The sequence below is a fragment of the Bremerella cremea genome, from assembly GCF_003335505.1.
Taxonomy (GTDB): Bacteria; Planctomycetota; Planctomycetia; order Pirellulales; family Pirellulaceae; genus Bremerella; species Bremerella cremea_A.
Window position 1 is genome coordinate 51,671 of sequence record NZ_QPEX01000027.1, and the last position, 22,501, is coordinate 74,171.

Annotated in this window: 21 protein-coding genes and 1 pseudogene; 7 read left to right on the forward strand and 15 right to left on the reverse strand. The window is 53.2% G+C overall.

Going from position 1 to position 22,501, the window contains the following annotated elements:
* Nucleotides 1-7: 7 nt before the first annotated feature.
* The 11 genes from DTL42_RS13725 to hmpA form a co-directional block, all read right to left on the reverse strand.
* Nucleotides 8-256: a FixH family protein gene (locus DTL42_RS13725; protein ID WP_114369304.1), complete on the reverse strand. Its 249-nt coding sequence runs from the start codon at nt 254-256 to the stop codon at nt 8-10.
* The gene (gene ccoG, locus DTL42_RS13730) at nt 235-1,617 is read right to left on the reverse strand and encodes a cytochrome c oxidase accessory protein CcoG (RefSeq protein WP_114369305.1); all 1,383 of its coding nucleotides are present in this window, start codon (nt 1,615-1,617) and stop codon (nt 235-237) included. Before ccoG ends, DTL42_RS13725 begins: the two co-directional genes overlap by 22 nt.
* A gap of 14 nt (nt 1,618-1,631) precedes the next feature.
* Entirely contained in the window at nt 1,632-2,363 is a 732-nt protein-coding gene (locus DTL42_RS13735; RefSeq protein WP_114369306.1) for a cbb3-type cytochrome c oxidase N-terminal domain-containing protein, read from the reverse strand.
* Nucleotides 2,360-2,536: a hypothetical protein gene (locus tag DTL42_RS26315; protein ID WP_158545373.1), complete on the reverse strand. Its 177-nt coding sequence runs from the start codon at nt 2,534-2,536 to the stop codon at nt 2,360-2,362. The genes DTL42_RS13735 and DTL42_RS26315 overlap by 4 nt, the downstream gene beginning before the upstream one ends.
* A complete protein-coding gene (gene ccoN / locus DTL42_RS13740) occupies nt 2,533-4,857 on the reverse strand; it encodes a cytochrome-c oxidase, cbb3-type subunit I (RefSeq protein ID WP_114369307.1) in 2,325 nt (774 codons plus the stop codon). Before ccoN ends, DTL42_RS26315 begins: the two co-directional genes overlap by 4 nt.
* A gap of 332 nt (nt 4,858-5,189) precedes the next feature.
* Nucleotides 5,190-6,536, reverse strand: coding sequence for a sigma-54-dependent transcriptional regulator (locus DTL42_RS13745; protein ID WP_114369308.1), 1,347 nt, complete (start codon nt 6,534-6,536; stop codon nt 5,190-5,192).
* A 16-nt stretch (nt 6,537-6,552) separates the two neighbouring features.
* On the reverse strand, nt 6,553-6,948 hold the full coding sequence (locus DTL42_RS13750; RefSeq protein ID WP_114369309.1) for a response regulator: 396 nt from the start codon (nt 6,946-6,948) through the stop codon (nt 6,553-6,555).
* Nucleotides 6,949-6,957: 9 nt separating this feature from the next.
* The gene (locus DTL42_RS13755) at nt 6,958-9,006 is read right to left on the reverse strand and encodes a protoglobin domain-containing protein (RefSeq protein WP_114369310.1); all 2,049 of its coding nucleotides are present in this window, start codon (nt 9,004-9,006) and stop codon (nt 6,958-6,960) included.
* 66 nt (nt 9,007-9,072) lie between these two features.
* Entirely contained in the window at nt 9,073-10,368 is a 1,296-nt protein-coding gene (locus DTL42_RS13760; protein WP_234824208.1) for a hypothetical protein, read from the reverse strand.
* Between the two features lie 41 nt (nt 10,369-10,409).
* Nucleotides 10,410-10,736 carry a cupin domain-containing protein gene (locus DTL42_RS13765; protein WP_114369311.1) on the reverse strand — a complete coding sequence of 109 codons (327 nt, stop codon included), beginning with the start codon at nt 10,734-10,736 and terminating at the stop codon, nt 10,410-10,412.
* A gap of 43 nt (nt 10,737-10,779) precedes the next feature.
* The gene (hmpA, locus tag DTL42_RS13770; RefSeq protein ID WP_114369312.1) at nt 10,780-12,027 is read right to left on the reverse strand and encodes an NO-inducible flavohemoprotein; all 1,248 of its coding nucleotides are present in this window, start codon (nt 12,025-12,027) and stop codon (nt 10,780-10,782) included.
* A gap of 144 nt (nt 12,028-12,171) precedes the next feature.
* Here hmpA and DTL42_RS13775 point away from each other — a divergent pair, with 144 nt between their 5' ends.
* Nucleotides 12,172-12,594: an RrF2 family transcriptional regulator gene (locus DTL42_RS13775; RefSeq protein WP_114369324.1), complete on the forward strand. Its 423-nt coding sequence runs from the start codon at nt 12,172-12,174 to the stop codon at nt 12,592-12,594.
* A 13-nt stretch (nt 12,595-12,607) separates the two neighbouring features.
* On the opposite strand, the gene DTL42_RS13780 is transcribed toward DTL42_RS13775, so the two are convergent.
* Entirely contained in the window at nt 12,608-13,579 is a 972-nt protein-coding gene (locus DTL42_RS13780; RefSeq protein ID WP_158545374.1) for a helix-turn-helix transcriptional regulator, read from the reverse strand.
* Nucleotides 13,580-13,907: 328 nt separating this feature from the next.
* Here DTL42_RS13780 and DTL42_RS13785 point away from each other — a divergent pair, with 328 nt between their 5' ends.
* The 3 genes from DTL42_RS13785 to DTL42_RS13795 all read left to right on the forward strand — a co-directional run bounded on the left by DTL42_RS13785 (nt 13,908) and on the right by DTL42_RS13795 (nt 17,554).
* Nucleotides 13,908-15,560 carry an arylsulfatase gene (locus DTL42_RS13785; protein ID WP_114369314.1) on the forward strand — a complete coding sequence of 551 codons (1,653 nt, stop codon included), beginning with the start codon at nt 13,908-13,910 and terminating at the stop codon, nt 15,558-15,560.
* 116 nt (nt 15,561-15,676) lie between these two features.
* The gene (locus DTL42_RS13790) at nt 15,677-16,696 is read left to right on the forward strand and encodes an HAD family hydrolase (RefSeq protein ID WP_114369315.1); all 1,020 of its coding nucleotides are present in this window, start codon (nt 15,677-15,679) and stop codon (nt 16,694-16,696) included.
* Nucleotides 16,697-16,813: 117 nt separating this feature from the next.
* Nucleotides 16,814-17,554, forward strand: coding sequence for a hypothetical protein (locus DTL42_RS13795; RefSeq protein ID WP_147274279.1), 741 nt, complete (start codon nt 16,814-16,816; stop codon nt 17,552-17,554).
* Nucleotides 17,555-17,690: 136 nt separating this feature from the next.
* On the opposite strand, the gene DTL42_RS13800 is transcribed toward DTL42_RS13795, so the two are convergent.
* Together DTL42_RS13800 and DTL42_RS13805 are read right to left on the reverse strand one after the other, a co-directional pair.
* The gene (locus DTL42_RS13800; RefSeq protein ID WP_114369317.1) at nt 17,691-19,130 is read right to left on the reverse strand and encodes a TonB-dependent receptor; all 1,440 of its coding nucleotides are present in this window, start codon (nt 19,128-19,130) and stop codon (nt 17,691-17,693) included.
* A gap of 259 nt (nt 19,131-19,389) precedes the next feature.
* Nucleotides 19,390-19,602, reverse strand: coding sequence for a hypothetical protein (locus DTL42_RS13805; RefSeq protein WP_114369318.1), 213 nt, complete (start codon nt 19,600-19,602; stop codon nt 19,390-19,392).
* Nucleotides 19,603-19,996: 394 nt separating this feature from the next.
* Between DTL42_RS13805 and DTL42_RS27165 the strand changes: the two genes are divergently transcribed.
* Both DTL42_RS27165 and DTL42_RS13810 read left to right on the forward strand, forming a co-directional pair.
* On the forward strand, nt 19,997-20,197 hold the full coding sequence (locus DTL42_RS27165; protein ID WP_425305525.1) for a transposase family protein: 201 nt from the start codon (nt 19,997-19,999) through the stop codon (nt 20,195-20,197).
* Nucleotides 20,167-20,517 (forward strand): annotated as a pseudogene (locus DTL42_RS13810) (ISAs1 family transposase); the annotation flags it as partial. The gene DTL42_RS27165 and the pseudogene DTL42_RS13810, both read left to right, overlap by 31 nt.
* Nucleotides 20,518-20,524: 7 nt before the next feature.
* On the opposite strand, the gene DTL42_RS13815 reads toward DTL42_RS13810, so the two are convergent.
* A complete protein-coding gene (locus DTL42_RS13815; RefSeq protein WP_114369319.1) occupies nt 20,525-21,199 on the reverse strand; it encodes a hypothetical protein in 675 nt (224 codons plus the stop codon).
* 144 nt (nt 21,200-21,343) lie between these two features.
* On the opposite strand from DTL42_RS13815, the gene DTL42_RS26030 reads away from it, so the two are divergent.
* A complete protein-coding gene (locus tag DTL42_RS26030; RefSeq protein WP_147274280.1) occupies nt 21,344-21,577 on the forward strand; it encodes a hypothetical protein in 234 nt (77 codons plus the stop codon).
* The last annotated feature ends 924 nt before the right edge of the window (nt 21,578-22,501 follow it).

Sequence of the window (22,501 nt, forward strand, 5' to 3'; positions counted from 1 at the left end):
GGCCAACTTACTCCTTTGTTACCGAAATCGACTCGCTAGTCTTCAGTTCGTCGAAATGAATCGCTTTTTGGTAATAGTCCGGCACCACGTCATTCGAGCCGGAATTAACGGCGAAGATCGCCGCACCCACACTCATGAAGATTTGCATCACCAGCAGCCCGATGATCATTCCTCCCCAAAAAATTCCGGAAAGTACTTCTTTGTCACTTTTATCAGGCTGCGTCTGGGACACATCTAAGGGCCGAACAGTTGACATTTGATTACCCGAGTCTGTTGATTATCTGTACTGGTTATGGTGAGCTTGGCGTGAATTTTTCCGACCTCGAAGTCAGCTTTCTCTGCCGTAACGGTCACCGGGATCGACTGCGTTTCTTTCGGAGACAACGTGACGTCATCTGGAACTTTAAGATTGAGAAACTCAGGCTCGATGGCGAACTTGAAAGTATCGTTCTTTTCCAACCGGTTAACGATCTTCACTTGGAAGGTGTTATCAACGAGCCCTTGCTGATTGACCGAGAAGGGAAGTCCGTTGCCACGAATCAAGGTCGTATCGAACGACTTCTTGTTCGCTAAGTTGAAGACCAATACCGAAACGACAATCGCCAGCAGCACCGGATAAATGATCACGCGGGCCCGCAGGAATTTCTGCTTGCCCCCTTCGATCGCGTCTTGGCTCGAATAGCGAATCAAACCGGTTGGCTTGTTGATTCGCGTCATAATCTCGTCACAAGCATCGATACATTGGGTGCAGTGGACACATTCCATCTGCAGCCCATCGCGGATATCGATTCCCGTGGGACACGTTCGGACGCACAAATGACAATCGATGCAATCGCCCTGCTCGTTGTTGACGATCGGCAGTTCGTGCTTCAGCTTGCCACGTGGTTCGCCCCGGACATGATCGTAAGCCACAATTAGTGAGTTACGATCCAACAGCACCGATTGAAAGCGTCCATAAGGGCACGCGATCAAACAAAGCTGTTCGCGGAAGAAGACAAAGTCGAACATCATCAAGCCGGTCGTCAGGGCCATCACAAAGAACGGTGCCGGGTGCTCGAAGGGGGACTGTGTCACCCACACCTGAAGCCGTTCCACCCCGACGAAGTACGCCAAAAAGGTATGGGCCAAAGCCATCGACAACAGCAAGTACACCGCATACATGGCCACTCTGCGAATCTGCGGTAGCTTCTTGCTCGGCACGCCTCCTCGACCGGTGGTTCCCATAAAGAAACGCTCGATCGGACGATAGACGAATTCCAGATAAACGGTCTGCGGGCAAGCCCAACCACACCACACCCGTCCGAACAAAGCGGTTAGCAGAATGATGGTCAGAAAAACACTGAGCATCAACAACGCTAACAGCAAGGTGTCGGTCGGCAGGAACGTGGTTCCAAAAATCGTGAACTCACGCTGCGTGATATCCAGCAGAATGCTGGGCTTCCCGTTAATCCGCAGATGAGGCAATGCGACGAACAGCGCGATTAACGCGTATCCGACGATCCGTCGGGCCTTCCAGTAGAAGCCGGCCGACAAGCGGGGAAACAGCCAACGACGCGAACCGTCCGATTCTAACGTCGAAAGCACATGCTCATCTGGGACTAACAGCGGGTCGCTCATGAAACTGGTCCGATTTACTTGGACGCTTCGCCACTCTGAGGCGCAGCGTCGGTTTTTGTCGTCTCGTCCTTACCAGGCTCCGCGCCTGGCTGAGGCTCTTCGCCGGCGGGTGCGTCCGCCGATTCATCTAAGTCGGAAATGACTTTGGTTTCACCTTTAATGGGGGCCAAGCCCGATCCTGGCGGAACCGTTCCATGCACCGACAACAAGTACGAAGCCAGCAGCACGATCTCATTCTCGTTCAGCTTGTCTTTCCAAGCCGGCATCGCGTTACCACCGGCACCATTGGCGATGATTTTAGGAATGTCTTCGACCTTACTAACATTCTTCCATTTGTCGTCGGTTAGGTTAGGGCCAATTTTTCCCTCGGCATTATTTCCATGGCACGAGACGCAGTTCGTTTGAAAAACCGACTTGCCGAAAGCAAGCCACTTAGGCTCTTTCGTGAACTTGAGAATCGTCGCCCGGTCAGGTTTCAATTCGCCGATCTCGGAAAACTGTTTTTCCATGTTGGCGGCCAACGCGCGATCGTAAGCGGCGATTACCGAACGGTCGGGCGTCAGGCCGTTTTCGTAGTACAACCAGTAAACGGCCGACCAAACAATCGAACCCCAAAACAATGCCTTCCACCAACCTGGCATCGGATTGTCGAATTCGCGAATGCCGTCGTACGAGTGATCGGTCAACGGATCGTCAGGGATGTGGCCATCTTCCTTGATTGGATCTTGCTGCGTATTGCTGCTCATTGGTGGTGGCTCCGTTCGCCATCAGAAAGGGGAATATCAGCTTGGGAATCGATTGTCTTCTTGCTTGTCAGCATGGTTTTGATGGTCACCGCCACAAACGTAGCGAAGAACAAAACCAATGCTGCCGTTGCAATCCAACCATATGTAGCGTGGTTCAGAAGGTCACGGATCACTTCGCTTCTCCTTCTTCTGCCGTGCGGGCCACCTCGTCCGAGTTGGCCGCAGTGGGTTCTTCGTCCTCGGCGGACGGAGGTGGTGACTTGAATAGGTCGACGCCAAGTCGCTGAATGTAGGCAATCAGCGCGACGACCTTCTTATTTTCGAGCCCTTCAGGGCCGTTTTGATCGGCAATATCTTTTGCAATCTGCTTGGCCTGGGCCTGGGCGATTTCGATCGAGTTTTCGAGCTCTTCGTCTGAGTACGGAGCACCCAGATAATAGGCAGCTTTAACACGTTCAGGCAGCGTGCTGAGATTCAGATCTTGCTGCTCGAAGTGCGGATAAGCAGGCATAATCGAACCAGGGATAAACTCGCCTGGGTCCCGGAAGTGGAACACGTGCCAAGCACTCGATTGACGTCCCCCTTCACGAGCCAAGTCAGGACCAATTCGGCGTGATCCCCATTGGAACGGGTGGTCGTACACGAACTCGCCTGCCTTCGAGTATTCGCCGTAGCGAATCGTTTCGGCCAAAATTGGGCGGATCATTTGCGAGTGGCAGTTGTAGCACCCTTCGGCCACATAAATATCGCGGCCTGCAATTTCCAGCGGGGTGTACGGTTGCACCGAAGCAATCGTCGGCACGTTCGAGCGAATCATGAACGTCGGGATGATCTCGAACAGCGAAGCCACGATCACCGCAATCGCAACCCACACGCTGAAGTACAGCGGTCGACCTTCCCAGTTACGATGCCAGCCCAAGCGGGTAAAGACATCCAACATCTTGGCGATACCCAGCACCTGAGCAAGCTTCGACTCTTCGAGCGGGTGCTCGACGTAATTCTTGCTGAGTGGAGCGGCTTGGTATTCGGGCACTTCGTACACCGCCGGGCGAGCCGCCCAGGTCTTCCACACGTTGATCGAAAGCATCATGCCACCGGCAAAGTAGCACAGGCCACCAAGCACGCGGATGATGTAGAACGGAGCAAGGTTTTCCGTCGTTTGGATAAAGTTGGGGTACATCAACTGTCCCTGGTCGTTCATCGCGAACCAGAGCAGCCCTTGATAAACACCGACGCCGTAAATCGGAATGATGTACAACAGAATCCCAATCAAGCCGAGCCAGAAGTGCCATTCGGCAAGTTTCTTGCTGTACAACTGGGTCTGGAAAACTCGGGGCAACAGCCAATAGATCATGCCGAACGTCATGAAGCCGTTCCAACCTAACGCTCCACTATGGACGTGAGCAATCGTCCAGTCGGTATAGTGCGAGAGGGAGTTGACCGCTTTGACCGAGAGCATCGGCCCTTCAAAGGTCGACATACCGTAGAAGGTAATGCCCACCACAAAGAACTTCAGCACTGGGTCTTCGGTCACTTTTCGCCACGCACCACGCAGCGTCAGCAGACCGTTGATCATACCGCCCCATGACGGCATCCACAGCATGATCGAAAAGATCATCCCTAACGACGACGCCCATTCCGGCAAGGCCGTGTAATGCAAATGGTGCGGACCGGCCCAGATGTAAATAAACACCAGCGACCAGAAGTGGAGAATACTTAACTTGTACGAGAAAATCGGGCGATTAGCGGCTTTCGGCAGGAAGTAGTACATCAAACCGAGGAACGGCGTTGTCAGGAAGAAGGCCACCGCGTTGTGCCCGTACCACCACTGCATGAACGCGTCTTGCACGCCCGCGTAGATGGAATAGCTTTTGAAAATCCCGGTCGGAAAGACCAAGTTGTTGAAGATGTGCAGAATTGCAACCGTGATAATGGTGGCAATGTAAAACCAGATCGCGACATAAATATGGCGTTCGCGGCGAACCACCAACGTCATGAAGAAGTTAACGCCGAAGAAACCAGCCCAAACCAAAGCGATCAAGATATCGATTGGCCATTCCAGTTCGGCGTATTCGCGACTTTGCGTGATCCCCAAGGGAAGGGTCACCGCAGCAAACACGATGATCAGCTGCCACCCCCAGAAGTGAAGCTGGCTGAGCGTATCGGACCACATCCGAGTTTTCAGCAGCCGCTGGGTCGAGTAGTAAATCGCCGCGAAGATCGAGTTCCCCGCGAAGGCAAAGATCGCTGCGTTGGTATGCAGCGGCCGCAGCCGACCGAAAGTTAGAAATTCGAGTCCTAACGAAAGGTTGGGAATGACCAACTCGGCAGCGACAAATAAGCCGACCAAAAAGGCGACCATTCCCCAGATGACCGTCGCCGTCAAAAACTGACGGGTGATCTTGTCATCGTAAGAAAAGGTTTCCAGATGCCCGGAATTAATTGAACCTGAATTATCCGCAGGCATGTCCTGCTCTTTACCAATCACACTCATTGTGAGTTCTCGTCGGAACGTTCCCTAGAAAGTTGATCGCGGTGACTACGCAATCCCTTATTGGCAACCATTGTGCCGAACTTGAAGATGCATGCTGTCAAAAATGTCGCACCTTCAAGTTGGGCGACGCGTGATATCGCCACCATGCTAAATACCTCGGCAAAACGTAGTCTTTTGCAGAGACCGCTTCCAGGTCTTTCCCGCATACCAGCAACAGATACGGTAAACCGAAGCGAATTTTGGGTAGAAATTTTCGAATAAGTTTCTTTGTGCCACGAAGGGTTGCGCAAAAATGTGACAGAACCGCACGGTACCGTGCGAAAAGGCGCGCATCACAGATGGGCGATATCGTACTTCTCTAACAGCCGGTACAGCGTTCGTCGGCTGACTCCCAGCGCCTGGGCGGCTTTTGTCTTATTGCCAGCATGGGCCTGATAAACTTGCTCGATGTGTTGCCGCGTGAGTTGTCCCAGGTCGGCAGGTAGTTCGGCGGAACCCGTGGCGTGTTCCTCGGCCAGGGCGACTTCCTCAGGGAAGTTTGCCAGTTCCAGTTGTTGGCCATCCGCTAAGATTTTGGCGCGTTCCACCGCATTGCGAAGTTGCCGGACGTTGCCGGGCCAATCGTAGCGCGAAAGGGCCTCGATCAGCCCGGGCTCTAGCGTCCATTCTGGCCCAGCAAAGCGAGCCACGAGCAACGCCAAATCTCCCTGACGCAGCCGCAGGGGAGGCAAGGTAATCGTGATGACGTTCAAGCGATAATAAAGGTCTTCGCGAATCTGGCCGGCGTGAGCCGCCGCAGCCAAATCGCGATTAGTGGCAGCAATCAAGCGAACGTCGGCGCGGCGTTCCTGAATGGAACCAACCCGCCGAAAAGAGCCATCTTCCAGCACGCGCAACAGCTTTGCTTGCAGCGGTAACGCGAGTTCACCGATCTCATCAATGAACAAAGTGCCCCCGTCGGCGACCTCGAAAAGCCCTGGTTTCGCGGCGGTTGCTCCGGTGAACGCTCCCTTCTCGTGGCCAAACATTTCGCTTTCTAAAAGCTGTTCCGGCAGGGCCGCGCAGTTGACCGTTACCAAGGGAAAATCGGCCAGCGGACTGCTACGATGGATAGCCGCCGCGACCAGCTCTTTGCCGGTGCCACTTTCACCTTGGATGAGAACCGCTTTATCGGTCGGGCCAACGCGTTGAATCAAGCGAAACACGCTTTGCATCGGTTCCGATTGCCCGACCATTTCATTATTGCCGTGCGATTGCTGCTGAATTAAGCCTTTTAGCTGCTGGTTTTGCTTTCGCAGGGCGTATGTTTCGGCTGCCCGCAAGATCACGGCTTCTAGTTCTTTCAGACGCACCGGCTTGGTCAGATAATCGGTCGTTCCAAGCTTCATCGCTTCGACCGCCGTTTCGATCGAGCCTTCCCCCGTGAGAATCACCACCTGGCAATCAGCGTCCGCCTCTTGAAATCGGCGAACGAGATCTAAGCCGCTCAGATCGGGCAATTGCATATCGAAGACCGCAACGTGAAACGCATGCTTTTCGACCAGGGCCAGCGCATCGGTCGCGTTGGTTGCCGTCTGCACGCGAAACTTCTGCTTGACGAAATAGCTGCGCACGTCTTCCAACAAGTATTCGTCGTCATCGACCAACAGCAGATCGATGCGTTCCGGTTGTGCCTTCATAGATGCCTGATATCAGTTAGTTTTCCGATTTCTTCATCGGAACTGTTTTACCTAATTCGCAGTCCGAAAACGACTCCAAGGTCGACTGCAATTTGGCTCGATTAATCGGCTTGTTCAGATAGCGAACCGGCGGCAGCGAGTCCCCTTGAAGGATCCAATCGGGGCATTGGTAAGCAGAGATCAAGATCGCGGGAATCGCATTCGCGGTCCAAATTTCTCGCAATGCATCGTCGCCGTTCATTTCTGGCATTTTCAGGTCGGTAATGACAAGATCGGGTGCCTCTCTGCGACAATATTCCAGCAGTTCTTTACCGTTGGCGCAGACCCCTACAACCTGGTGGCCCAGGTGAGAAAGGATTTTCCCAAAGTAATCCTGCATATCGGGTTCATCGTCGGCGACAACGACTCTCATCGCAAACCTCTAACGGGCGTCTGCTGCGACGGGAAACGAGAGCAGGAATTTCCCCCCTCTTCCCGGTTGGCTGATCGGCACAATTTGTCCTCCGTGGGACTCGACGATCCTAGATGCAATTGCCATGCCTAAGCCAGAACCTTTGGTCTTGGTTGTGAAAAAAGGCTCGAGCATCCGCTTGGCGATGGTTTCGTCGAAGCCAGGCCCGTTATCAGACACGGTGATCCGCACGAGGGATTCATCAGCAAGCGAAACTTCAGCCCGAATGATCGCGGGATCGGCACAAGCAGCAAGGGCGTTCTCGAACAGATTCCGAAATACCTGAACCAAACGAAACTGGTCTGCTTGGATCAGAACTTCCTGTTCCCACTGCAATTGTAGGTCAGTATCACGCCCGCGCCGGAGCGGCATCGTTTGCTCCCAGGCCTGCCGACAAACTTGGACAAGATCGGTCGGCCGTGTCTCTAAGATGATAGGAGCAGCATAGTTACGCACTTCATCAAACAACTGTTGCAGGTCGTCTTGGGCTTGTTGCAAGCGTCCAATCAGCTTCATTTCTGCAGATTCCGGCTGAAACTCGAGTTCCAGCATTTCGGTACAAGCCTGAATCCGCTGCAGGGCGTTACGGCTCTCGTGCGCCAAGCCGGTGATCATCTGCCCGATGGCTGCTAGCCGTTCCGCTTGAAGCTGTTTTCTTCGCTGTTCTTCCTGTTCGGTAATGTCGTAAAGCAGCCAGATTTCGTCGACCGCCGATTTGAATTTAAGCTGGGCAATAATCCTCTGCTCGCCATCGGGGCGCACAATGCGAACTTCGGACTGATGAATGGTCCCCTCCGCAGAGGCATCTGGCTGAGCACTCGAGTAGTCGCTACTCTCGACCAGCAGACGGTTCCAATCATCGATCGTTGCCAGTTGCTCTCGGTCGTGTCCCGTCATTACTTCCACGGCCTGGTTCACCTGTAGATGGTGCCCCGCAACATAAACGGCACCAGCAGGCAGGCGGTCGATCAAGCGACGAACTTGATGCTCGCTCTGCTGTCGCTGGCTTTCGATTCCTTTGCGATGCACCGCGTTGGCGATCAAGTTGGCCATCGAGACCATAAAGTCGTAGTCGGAAGCTCGGAATTGTCTTCTCTTTTGAAAATGGACCGCCAAAATGCCGTAAACGTCGTCCTCGCTACGGACGGCAACTTGCAAACTACTGACAATACGGTGCTCACGGTAACGGATCGGGGGCGAGAGCTCGGTATTTAAATCGTGATCTTCAATCCCCACACAATCGCGCATCGAAGTGATAAAGCGAAAGTAGGCATCCTGCGAACAACGATCGACAGGCTCATCTTCTTCAGGCAGCGGCCAGCCAGCGGCGGAACGTAAGCAGAAAGTTTGGTCCGCAGGGCGATATTCCAAATATTCGGCGAAATCCCCTGCGAAGGTCTCCATCAAGTAGGCGACCGCTTGATCGTATAACGTCTCCAACGCGGCCCCAGCCAGAGCATCGCCACTGAGCACGGCCAGCAACTTTTGCTGCTTCAGGCGGGCATGATCCACTGGTACCTGGCGAACCTGATATTCAATATGGTAGGCGTCGGCCATGATCGCCAAATCGAGATCGAGTCGCTTATCGAGTGACTGCTTCAGCACATTTCGCCGATCTTCCGACAGATCTTCTTGAGCGGTCAGTATTTCATGCAGCCGCCCACGAATCCGCGCGAAAGCGGCGTTCACGTAGATTTGATCCAACCCAATCTCTACGTGGCGCCGACCAATGCGGCGACGTTTCTCCAAGAAATCGGCGTCGTACTGGGCCTCTAAAGCATCGTGCAGCCAGACCGTTAAACTATTCTTCAGCCGCGCGATCTGCCGCTGGCCGCCGGTAATCACCCGGAACGCAGTCGCATGGCGACGGATTTCGTCATAGAAATCGGTGACAATCGCCTCGAAGTGAGGCGTCAGCCGCGCGACTAGTTCGGCAGAGCATTGGTCGTCTTCGCTGTGCCAATCGATGTAACGCTTCAAATCCTCGAAGCGACGAAGAAAAGGGCGGTCGGAGGTCATGGAAGTAGATCTGCTATCGACAAGGTTGGACGATGAATCCCTTCAGCCTACCACACCCGACAGAAATCAGGCATCGGCCCCTAGCTGCCAGAAATCGGGTTTCGTTTCTTGCAAGATTTCTGAAATCGCTTTTCGATCGGCGGGACTAAGGTGCTGAAAGTCTTCGTCGTTGTCGCGACCGCTCAAGATTTCTCGCAGCCGTTTGGCAATCGTCGTTTGCATTTCCAGTGGCAATTGATCGAACGCTTCGGAGTAGATCAGGTAGCTGCACGGATATTTGAACAGCCGGGACTGTAGGTCGAACTGGCGAAGCGAACGCCCTTGCGAATCTTGCGGGCCGAGTTCCTGAAACTTCTTTGAGAACTCAGACGAACCTTCTACCTTGTCCGTCAGCTTGGCTTCATCCACAAACAGCATCGAACGTACCACCTTTTCGGCAGCGTTCTTGATACGCCGGGTGGTCGATTCGCTGACGTAGTCGGCCGGACGCTCTAAAGCCTCGTTCATCACTTGGTCGTGATGCGTTGCGCGGCGCGCTTCATGACTGGCCAGCGTCAAAAAGTTTTGCATTTGCAATTGGTGTTCGAGCACCATCAGAGCAACGATATCGCTATGCGGGGTCAGATACTTGTTAACAGGAAACCGTGCGGCCAGGTCGGTCACGTTCGCCCCATCTTCTCGGTCGATATTTTCTGGATCGTGACGATCGCGCGAGACGACGTTGCCCATGTGACGCATAGAACCATGCGTACCGGTCACGTACCAACCACCCCATCGTTCCGCAAGCGGGCTCGTTTGATCGGTGTTAAAAGTGCCAGCGCCATAATGGGGGAGCCCACTGGCGTTTACAAACACGGAACGAACCAGGCCGCCCGGCACGCGCTGCGTGCGGGACGAAGAATGGCAAACGGTACATTGCCCTTTATCGCGGACGAACTGCGGTTTTTCGTTGGGTTCCTGCTGAAGTGTGTAGAAGACCTCGCCCCGCACCGGGTCGGTGGTCATCACTTCCACGACATCCCCCCCTTGTACCCAACCCACGTAAGAGTGGTCGTTATAGTAGAGCGCGCGCGGTCTGCGGGGTGTGATCGCTTGCAATTGAAAGCTGGTTTTTGAGTAAACCAATACCTGCGACTCTGGCGAAATATCGAGCGCGTTCAAGACCGACTTCAAAAAGCCATGCTCTTGGTCAAACGCCAACTCTTGCTCCCCTTCGTCGAGTTGGGCCTGGAGCCGCGCAATTGGATTGTCTTCCGAAGTTTCGCTGTAGTGGATCGGTGCTTCGTCGTACAGATCTTGTCCGCACACCATGCCGACACCACCCAACAGGACGACGATCGCAAGCATCCCAGAGAACTTCATGGTGGCAACCTTTCAAGCAAACGGTGGGCAAGGGGGCAGGGCTACGAGTCGAGAGCAATCGTTAACAGTAGTTGTGCATTTTCAATCGCTTCGACTGCGTGAGCCAAGCGATCCGGAACGAAGATCAATTGACCAGGCTCTAGGGTGTGGAGCTTCTGTCCTAAGGAAAAGGCAACCTTTCCTTGGCAACATTGAACCAATAAATCGCCTGGGGCGGAATGCTCTTTCAAGCAAGCCCCCGCCGCCATGACGATTCGCACCACTCGCAGCCTATCTGATTTCAGCAGCACCTCCGACCGAACCGCGTCTGGCCACTCGCCGGTCGTCGAAATCGAAATAACATCTTCGGAAGTATTGCCTAGATTCATGATAGTCTACCTCGTTGAAATAGGATGCAGCCAGCCTTGTGGTTTAGCTTGCGGCAACCGGGTCGTGGGAAGCAGTAATTTCCTGCAATGGGCCAAAGAATTCGAAGTGAATTCGGTCAGGCTTAACCCCCATGTCATTCAGCTGAACAAACACGTTCCGCATGAACGCTTTGGGACCACAGAAGTAGAATTCGGCGTTATGTATTGGCAACCACTCTCGCAACAACGCTACGTCAACCAGGCCAACTTGATCGCAGTACCCCTTGGCAAGATCGCTTTCGAGTGGCTGGTCGTACATCACCAATGCTTGGACATTGGGGTGTTTCGCCAACTCGCGAACTTCCGCCCCCAAAGCATGAACCTGGCTGTTGCGGGCCGCTTGCAGGAAGTAAATCGGATTGGACACCTGCCGCGCGACGAGTGATTTGGCCATGGCAATTAATGGAGTAACACCGATACCCCCCGCCAAAAGCACAATTGGCCGATCGCCAACTTGGGCCAGGTCGACATAAAACTCCCCACACGGAGGCCCAATCTCTAAAGCGTCGCCAGCTTCGATCTGATCGTGCAAATAAGTCGAAACAAGCCCCTCGGGGCCGTCAGCAAACGAGGCGACTTCCCGCTTCACGCTAATTCGATAGTGCCCGGTGCCAGGAACATCGGAAAGGCTGTAGTTCCGCGGAGACGTCGGCGTTTCCGGATGGTTGACCTTCACCGTGATATATTGGCCAGCGCGAAAGGCAGGCAATTCCCCGCCGTCAGCTGGTTTCAAATAGAAAGACGTCACGATCTCGCTCTCGGGCACTTTTCGCTCGACCACAAACGTGCGATAGCCATTCCATCCGCCAGGGACCGAACGTTGTTGCTGGTAGATCTCTTCCTCACGCTCAATACAAACGGCGGCCAACACCTGATACGCTTCGGTCACGGCTTCCGCAATCTCTTCGGTAACCGCGTCTCCGAGCACGTCGCCAATGGCCGCCAAAAGGTGCTTCCCCACAATCGGATAGTGCTCGGGCTGAATCCCCAGCGAGCAATGCTTTTGCGCAATCAACTCGACCGCTGGCCCCAACGCGGCCAAGTTGTCGATATGGGTGAAGTAAGCACAAATCGCTCCAGCTAAAGCTCTTTGCTGGCCACCGAAGTGCTGATGCGCCTGATTGAAGTACGCTTTGACTTCCGGGTTTTCGCGAAACATTCGTTCATAAAAGTTGCGCGTAATGGCCTCGGCATGCGGGGCCACAGCCGGGGTAATTGCCTTGACAATTTGAATGGTCTTCGCACTAAGCATGAGGGAAAACTCCTTGCTGCGGATGAGGTTGCCGCAGGGGGTGGGATGGGGTAGAGTTAATACCTACACCAAAAGGTACACAATACAACCTACACGTCAAGGTGTATGTTTTTTCCTTTTCCCGAAATCGAGGAACAGACCGACATGATTTCGAAAACGGCCGAATACGCCCTCCGAGCCGTCGCGGCCATGGCTGCCCGCGCCGGCGCACCGGCATCTGCTGATTACTTGGCCGAGAAAACCAAGGTTCCACGCCGTTATTTGAATCGCGTGCTACAAGACCTGGCCGAAGCGTCTTTGGTCCGCTCGCGGCCGGGGCCTGGCGGGGGGCACGAACTTCTCCGCACGCTCGACGAGATCTCGATTCTAGACGTCATCAACGCGGTCTCGCCGCTGCAACGAATACGTGAATGCCCCCTGGGCTTGTCCACCCATAAAGCGCTTTGCCCTTTGCATGCCGAACTCGATAAGGCTTACGCCGCGACGGAAGAAGCGTTTCGCGGGGTTACGATGCAGCAGCTATTAGAATCGACCAGCCCTGTCGTTCCGCTGTGCGACTTTGGGTAGGCGTCGGGGTAACTTACTTGGCACCGACAAGCGAACGCTGAAGCGTTTCACTCGGTTTCTCACCGAACAATTCTTCGTAGTGGGCAGCAAAGCGACCTTGGTGGCGAATGCCCCATTTCTCGGTGATCTGGCGAATCGTGGCGGCAAGATTCGTCCGGCAGAGAAGTTCGCGCCGGATTCGATTGAGCCGCACAACCCCGAATAACTGCTTCGGAGTCAGGCCGTAAACTTCTTGTGAGAAACGTTGCAACGAACGTTCATGCAGCCCAGTGTGATTCACTAAATCTTGAATCCGAATCGGGTCGGCCAGATGCCCCCCTAAATACTGCTCGACACTTTCCATGAAAGCTTTCTTCCGTTCGGTTTGTCGGCGGATCACGACTTGATCCGGGCCGGCGGCAGATATGGCCTCCACTAATGCGCGCACGATACTCTGCTCATATTGCGCAGCGACTTGCGTCATATGCTCAATTGAAAACCTACGATTGCATTGCAGCAGCGATTCAATTTCGGTACGCAACTTGAGGGCTGCCCACCGTGATACAACCACGTTTTGCACGCTTGTTGGCGGATAGTTGATCTCACGACCAGAAAACTTAATCGCTTGAAGTTGCAACCACTCGCGCGACATTTGCAATGCGACCCACGGAGCGCCAGCCACGGTTCGATAATCGACGGCGGCATTCTCGGCATAAAGTTGAAAGTCGTCAAAGAAGGCTTCTTTTCCATTGACCCACGCGGTTTGCCCTGAAGTAAAAGTCATCCCCACCATGACACAGTCGGCCGTAGCCGACCCGCGTGCGAAGCAAGGCAGCGAGTAATACCCTTTATCGATACGACAGTTCGGCAAACAGATCCGCATTAGCTGGCCGGCAAACGGACCACCCTTGAGAAGCCGTTGCTCAAAACCGGTATTCGCAACCACATCCATCAAGACGTCCGGATCGAACGACTCAACGGTACGCTGCTGATAGAAAAACTTCATGCACATTTCTTGTCGGAAAGTGGATAACTAGTTGCGATTGCCAGCAAGGAGTAGTATACAACTTACAGTGCCCGACCTACTACTCTTTAGCGGGTAAGTTGCTGCACATTCGTGCGGCCGTTTCGTGAACCTTTGATGTTCACAGCCTTCTTTTCAGCCCAGACTCCGTGATCGCGTACAATGTCCAGCCGCGTAACGAGAATACGTTTCGACAATTAAGTTGGTAAGCGAAGGGCAACGTTTGCCAAAGCAAATTAATGCGAAGCGAATTTTCATTTTTTGATAAAGAAGCGGATCAGAGTCTATTTTGGAACTTTGGGAGCAAACTATGAGAATTTTCGTGTGGCGTCCCCTGTGTATGTTGCTGTTGGCAGCAACCGCCATGGCCTGTATGGCTTCGACGTCCTATGGCCAAGCCAAAAAGCCGAACATCTTGTTTATTGTCTCGGACGATACCGGTTACGGCGACTTGGGCCCATACGGTGGTGGTGTAGGACGCGGCATGCCGACGCCCAATATCGATCGCATGGCCGCCGAGGGGATGACCTTCTTTTCGTTCTATGCCCAACCTAGTTGCACGCCCGGGCGTGCCGCAATGCAGACCGGACGTATCCCCAATCGCAGTGGGATGACGACGGTTGCTTTCCAAGGGCAGGGGGGGGGCCTACCGGCTGCCGAATGGACCTTGGGTTCGGTGTTGAAACAAGGTGGCTATAAAACCTACTTCACCGGCAAATGGCACCTGGGAGAATCAGATTACGCGTTGCCCAACGCCCATGGTTACGACGTGATGGAACACTGCTTCCTTTATCACTGCAACGCGTACACCTATGGCGATCCGAAGTGGTTCCCCGACATGAATCCCAAACTGCGGGAGATGTTTAACAAGGTCACCAAAGGCTCGATGTCGGGTAATGCTGGCGAGCCAGCAAAGGAAGACTGGAAAGTCAACGGCGAATATGTTGATACGCCGGAGAAAGGTTTGGTTGGTATTCCGTTCCTCGACAAGTACGTCGAACAGTCCGGCCTGAAGTTCCTAGAAGATGCCGCCAAAAATCCAAATCAGCCCTTCTTCATTAACATTAATTTCATGAAGGTTCATCAACCGAACCTTCCCGCTCCGGAATTCGAGCTCAAGTCGCTTTCCAAGACCAAGTATGCCGACTCCGTGGTCGAACTCGACACGCGTATCGGTAACATCATGGACAAGCTTCGCGAACTGAAGCTCGATCAGAACACGCTCGTTTTCTACACCACCGACAATGGTGCTTGGCAAGACGTTTATCCCGATGCTGGCTATACGCCGTTTCGTGGTACCAAAGGTACCGTGCGTGAAGGTGGTAACCGTGTTCCGGCCATCGCCATCTGGCCTGGCAAGATCAAAGAAGGGATTAAGAACCACGACCTAGTCGGCGGTTTGGACTTGATGGCTACCTTTGCTTCCGTTGCTGGTACGAAGCTACCAGAAAAAGATCGCGAAGGGGTGCCGATGGTCTTCGATAGCTACGATCTGACGCCTGTGCTGACCGGCAGTGGCAAGAACCCACGCAATGCGTGGTTCTACTTCACCGAAAACGAACTCTCGCCAGGTGCTGCTCGTGTGGGCAACTACAAGGCCGTCTTTAACCTACGTGGTGACGATGGCGCCCTAACCGGCGGTATGGCGGTCGATACCAACCTCGGTTGGAAAGGGCCCGATAAGTATGTTGCAACCGTCCCGCAGATTTTTGACCTCTGGCAAGATCCGCAGGAACGATACGACATCTTCATGAACAACTACACCGAGCGAACCTGGACGCTGGTGACGTTCAACGAAGAGATTGGGAAATTGATGAAAACGTACATCGACCACCCACCCCGCAAACTACAAAGCGAGGTGTACACCGGTCCAATTACGATCAGCAATTTCCAGAAGTTTGAGTACATTCGCGATTCACTCAAGAAGGATGGCATCTCGATTCCGTTGCCAACCGGCAACTAACGTTTGAATTGCCAAAATCAAGAACAATGCGGGCCATCAACCGATGGTCCGCATTTTCTCTTTCGAATTCACACCCCTAAAAATGATTCTTTGTTCATTGAGGAGAGCCTAAAACCATGCAGCAACGATTTCCTTCGCCGCACTGGCTGGCCTGCTTGTTTCTGGTTTGTTTTGCGACCGTATCGTTGCACGCGGCCGAACCGCTTGCTTCGTGGAACGATACCGCTGCGAAGGCCGCAATCATCAAGTTTGTAGAAACGGTTACCGATGAAGATTCGGTTGCCTACGTTCCGCCAGAAGACCGGATTGCTACGTTCGACAACGACGGTACCCTCTGGACCGAACACCCCATGTATACGCAGTTGGCGTTTGCCTTCGATCGCGTGCGTACACTTGCCCCCCAGCACCCTGAGTGGAAAACCCAGCAGCCTTTCAAAGCCGTGCTAGAAAACGATCTGCAAGCCGTTGCGGCATCTGGCAAGAAGGGCCTGGTTGAACTGGTCATGGCCACCCATACCGGCATCACCACGGAAGAGTTTGAAGCGATCGTTACCGATTGGTTCAAGACGGCCCGCCATCCCCGCTTCAAACGCCCTTATACCCAGTGTACCTACCTGCCCATGGTAGAACTGCTTGAGTACCTCCGGGCTAACGATTTCAAAACGTTCATCGTCTCTGGCGGCGGCATCGAGTTCATGCGTCCCATGACCATGGAAGTCTACGGCATTCCGCCTGAACAAGTCGTCGGCACCACCATCGAAACCAAGTTCGAGATCCAAGACGGCAAGCCGGTACTGATGCGGTTACCTAAGATCGATTTCATCGACGACAAAGCAGGCAAGCCGGTCGGCATCAACAAGTTCATCGGCAAACGCCCGATTGCCGCCTTTGGTAACTCGGCTGGCGACCGAGAAATGCTGCAGTGGACGGCCGCCCGCGAAGGGGCTACGCTGAAGATGCTCGTCTTCCACGACGACGCCCAGCGTGAGTACGCCTACGGCCCAGCCAACGGCCTACCAGACTCCCTCTTCGGCACGTTCCCCCAAGACTTGATGGACGAAGCAAAGCAAAGCGACTGGGTGGTGATCAGCATGAAAAACGACTGGAAAACCATCTTCGCCCCCGAGAAAGACTAAACAGGCTGACTAGCCCGGTCATTGCAACATTGCGATCGCCAGGTGCATCCCCAGCGCACTTGGCGATGTCTCTTCTGCCGAAGCATGAACGGTAACCACGATTTCAACGGTGGAATCATGACAGACGATGCCTCGACCATTGATAAACAGCTTCGCTGGCGGATTCAAACCGATTGCGGGCAACGTCGCATTCCTGCCCAGCTAGGCATCATCGATACCGAAGAGAAAGCGCTACGAGCAAGTTATCTTCTGGGCACCGAGGCTTTGCAGAGTCAAAAACCGTACCAACGTTTGGGGCCGGTTTGGCTTGAATCAATCGATGCAATTCAAACCGGTTTGCGAATTGGCGATCTGCATCTTGCTGCTATCCTGGCCCAGCCCGCAGCCTTCTTCGTATGTATGCTCTCTGGGCCGCAATGTGCATTAACCCAACGCACGTTTCCCTTGATCGAAGCAAAATTTCGCCAAATCTTCAGCGAGATGCTGGCAACCAAGCCCTCGAACTTTCGCCAACTTGAAATGCTCTCGGAGTGCATATTCCAATTCGTCGCGCAACTGATCCCTTTTCCACCGACAGAAGAACTAGCCAGCCACTTACTCGACGAACTTTCTCAAAAAGGCAATAGCCTAAACGCCATCTGCATCCGCTGCATGACCGGCCTCCACTTTCATCAAGACAAGTCGTTCAGGCGAGACCTCACCAATCAGCCAGAATGTGAATCGACCACAAAAATCGTTTCCCAAATTACCGAGCTAATGCAGAAAGAGCAGTACGTTGAATACTATCTAAACAGACAATCGGATCACGACAATTTTCTGAGCGATGCGTTATGCGAATGCCTCGATCAATTGCCCTAAAATGCCAGCAGGATGACTTCTATTGAGGTCTGCGTCACCAAACCAATAGGAGCGACCAACGGAAGCCCCTATTGGTTTGATTGTGGTAGCCCACGACTTTCGGACAGTGGCGGGAGAGGAAGACGAAACGGACAGTCTACCGAGGTAAGCGGCAAGGGTCGTCTTCGCATTGGTAGTCGAAGAACTTTCGCTTTTTGATCACGGCCGCTACCGTCTCAGGGACCATCTTTTCCCACGAGGGGTCGCATTCGCCGATCTTGCGTAGCACATCGCGCGAGAAGATCGCCAGGCAATCAGGGTCGTAATTATCGAGATCGCTGATCCCGCCTCGTTCCATCAAGTAGCCGTAAAGCTGCTTCAGCTCTGGCTTGATTTCCAGGTTCTCACAGGTCGTCAGCTCGTCGGAGGCTCGATTCTTCAGCGGGTAACAATAGATTTTCAAATCGTTCTTAAACAAACGTCCGAACGATTCGAGAATGCCGCCGTCGAGTTGGGTGTAGTATTTTTCCTCGAACAGCTCTCGCAGGCTGGAGGCCCCCATCGTGATGGCGATCTTTTCTTTGGTATAGCGCGCCAAGTAAGCGGCCAGGCGGTAATACTCGAAGTAGTCGGAAATCAACACGTTCATTCCGCAAGCCGCCATGACGTCGGCCCGGGCCAGGAAATCGCGCCGGTCGATTTCACCTTCGGCCTTGAGATTCCGCATAGTGATTTCCATAATCTGGGCCACGTTCTTGCCCTTCACCTCGGGCAGCTCCGAGAACTTCTCGTGAGCACTTCGCAGCATGTCAACATTCACGTTGCACACCGGACGAAAGCTACCACGTTCTACTAAAATCGGCTTGCGATAGAGGAATTCCGATGGCTGCAGCACTTCGCCGTTGGCAGCGAACATTGCTGCGCCACTTAGGCCTAGTTCCACCAGCTTCAAACTCATCAACCGGTTATCAACGCGGCGAAAAGCGATGCCAGAGAACTCGATCATGTCGATCTCGATACGCGATGTCGACAAACCATCGAGCAGCGAATCGACCAACATTTCTGGCTCGTGATGATAGGCAAACGCGCCGTAAACCAGGTTCACACCGACAATGCCTAGCGCCTCTTGCTGCAGGGCCATTTCGTTGTCGAGCATGCGAACGTGCAGAATGATCTGACTGTCTTCGTCGCGCGGGTGAGCTTGGAACTTGATTCCCATCCAGCCGTGGCAATCGCTGCCGCCGCGATACCCTCTCGCTGCCACCGTATCGGCGAACGCAAAGAACGTGCTCGTCTCGCCACGGGCTTCGGTCAGCCGTTCGATGTTCAGCGCGTGCTCTTGATCGAGCATCGCCTGCAAGCGTTCGCGACAGACGTAACGTGCCGCGCGGCCATAAATGGCGTCGCTCACTTGCATGTCGTAAGCCGACATACTTTTGGCAATCGTACCGGCAGCACCACCCACGCGGAAAAACCACCGCACGACTTCCTGGCCAGCACCAATTTCCGCAAAGGTTCCGTAGCGTCGGTTATCGAGGTTAACGCTGAGAGCCTTCTGATGAGTATCGAGAGTCTTACCAGATGTGTTTTCGAGCATAGGACCTTGCTAGCGGTAAAGTATTCGATTGGAATGGGAAAGTAACGCCGGCAATCGAGGCCAAGCATGCTGCGTTGGGCGAATATCGACGGAGCGAGCTTTCCTTTTGTCTCCATCGACAACTCATCAAGCTTGCTTTAGATCGTATCGCTAACCAAACTTGCGCAACCTGACCGCAATCAGCGATAACATAGCACTTCGGGCAGCAGATGTCACAACCACCCTTTGGCGTACGTCATCAGAAAGGTAAGCCATCCGTTTACTGGTCGTTTCCCCATCCCTGCCAGTACGGGCAATTCAATACCACAACCCAGGCAGCAAGTGCATCGATTCGCTCATCTGCAGCTATCAGCCCAAGAAAACAGGCCAGAATCGCGATCTTTTTTCTCTCACGCGTCCTCATAAAGAAATCGAATGGCCATGCTTTTTTGCTGGCAAGATCACGCACAAAGAATGTTTCAACAAGCAACATCCCAGCCAGACGCCAAGCTCACGAATAACCCCCGGCTGCCCCATAGCCATTCCCTACCCCAAGGGGAATGGCTATGAGCCAGCCATAAAGGTGCCAAACAAAGAGTCCTGACACTTTTTCCTGTTCCTTTTTCCTGTTCCAATTGGCGGAATGCTTCTGGCCGTTTCTATTTCATCAACACCCCGAGCGAGATGCTTAACGCCGGCTTGTCTTCGCTGGGCCTTGAACCAGCATACGGGGACCATAGGCGGCACCCAGGCTTTTGGTGACTAAGGCACAGCCTTGGGCATCACAGCCAGCGCGCACTCTAGGTAGTCTGCGGTAGCGCGGTCGTCTTCTTTCTGCGATGACAATGCTTTTCTCAATCCGTGTCACACGTCGCACGGAAGAGCCGATGTCGCGTTCGTTGGATCAGGATGATGTTGTTTCGATTCTTAACTACTTTCAAGAACTTGAAGACCCACGTTGCCATATTAATCGCAAGCATTTGCTGGGCGACCTGCTCGTGATTTGTGTGCTGGCGGTGATCGCTGGGGCGGATGGTCCGCGATCGATGGCAAGATGCTGCGAACGGTCGGCGTGGCGATTCGGATGAGCGAAGAAAACGGCCATCATACGAGCGATGTACGATATTATATAGGCTCGTTGCGAGTGGGGGTAAAGCAATTCACTGCGGCCGTTCGCGGACACTGGGGCATCGAAACCACGCTTCACTGGTCGCTCGACGTTACGTTCCGGGAAGACGAAAGCCGCGTGAGAAATCGCTTCGCGGCCGAGAACCTGGCCTGGCTCAAACGAATGGCGATCTCACTCATCAAACAGCACAAAAGCAAGGAAAGAATCGCCATGCGCCGCCGCATGGCCAGCTGGAACGTCAACTTCCTGGCCGAAATCATTGGCGTGTCAAGGAGTTAGTGTGCGTTTACCGTGCCTTGGGCATAGAGGAATTCCTTGGTGGAATCCTCGGCGATACCTCAATCACCATACACCGCATACATTCCAGGTCAGTCAATACAACGACATGTGATTTGTCATCAAGATATTTATGATAGATCCGGTCGTTGCTCCAAGGAGTACGTTCCACGTAATCAGAAATCCTCTCCTTATCACTTACCGAACAATCCTCACCCGGTAATTCCATATAACCTCGCCTTTTCAGCAAAGCCGGGAGCCAATTCCTTTTAAACTGCAATTGAAATCCGAGCACATAAGGCGCCTCTTCCATTTCCACAAACTGAAAGTTTTTGACATCGACTGGCACTGACTCTGAAAAACAACGCTTATATAAGTGAATCGGGGTCAACGACGCGAGATTTATGGCATCGACTGCATCAACTGAGAAATTAACGAAGGCAGGCAATATTGCAATAAAACCGGAAATAACTATATTGCGAACACATCGCGTCACTACCAACAAATAGGCAACCGAAAAGACGACACAAACAACGACCAGCATGAGCATACCCAGAATGATGCTACCCGTACCCATGCCTGCAAATCGATCCCTGTAGGCGATACTAAAGAAGTCCACTAATATTGCGAACACTACAACACCTACAGCCACAAAAATACTGCGGGTCTTACTATACCTGTCCATGTTTACCTAAAGCAGATTTTGCAATTCTAATGAGTCAGTCAAACAGATCAATTGGCACTGCATCTATAGTTGTGCATAACACCATCCATGCACCACTTGTGGCAAAGAAAAGGTGTCAGGACTGAATGGCACGGCAAAGAAAAGGTGTCAGGACTCTTTTTTGTCAGCGGTCAACAAGAGCTTGAGCAAAAAGCCCAAGCCGCCACCGTCAGGCGTGCCGGAGTTCAAGCCGTGGAAGCCTGCTCAGCCAGCACGCATTCAGCCCTTCAAACCGGCACAGCCTGCGAAGATCATGGTGCGGAAGCCGAAGTAACTCACGCTGACCTCTTGTTTCATGATTCGTCCACCGGCGGTGTTTCAGAAGGGGGATACTCTTGATTAAATTGCTCCTGAAAAAACAGTGCGTTGTCATTAGCCTTTCGTACATACCAGTGCGGATCACATTCATGTTGACGCAGTGTACGAGCAAAGGCCGTGCGCAATGAGCCGAGCGAACTTGGGTCACAATCAGGTCGAGAGTAAATTATGCTTATCCCATTAATGCTAGATTCACGCAAGACGAAGTCCATCTCAGCAGCCAGTGTAACAGCGAGTTGTCCCGCCGTACCGATGTCATTGTATGAACACATCGCTCGAAAGACCTTGAAAACCTCAAACCGAGACGCAGTAAATGAGTGTGTCCTGATTTCTGCTGAATCGGAACTTGCATCGTAGGCGAACGTTCTCAAATCGCTCAAAAAGTCCTGAATACTGCACAACTCGGCATTCGATGCGTCGTCGTTCGCCGACAAGTCGATCAAAGACCACGCAAGACAGGCCGCATCTTGGAAGCTAGATAGCGGAGCTACACGAGCGCAGATTGCGAGGCAGTCCCACACTCTAGCCCTATGCGAGCGAGCTTGTTCATGTTCGAGCAAGTCCAACGCAAGTTGGACCCTCCACGGCCCAGAAAGAGATTCGGCGTGCATGATGCTCGGCAACCAAGAGTACAAATCGTCAAGGTTTAGCTCTCGTAAGTCACGTACATCATTCTCGGACCAATCTCGCCTTGGCAAGTCCTCGTATTTCCGTTTGTCTGGATTGTTACCCACCAATGTACTCACACTTCCGATTGAATAGCCCAGCCTTGATCAGAGTTTGCTTCATCTGTTGGTCAAGCTTGTCCCATGGCCTAACAGCCCGTTGAAAAAGCCATCGATTCTCCACGATGGCGATTCACTACCTGCAGCATCGCTGCCGACTCGGTGTCGCTGATTGGAATCGTTCAACCTGAACTAGGCTTTGCAGACTTCTCTCAACAAG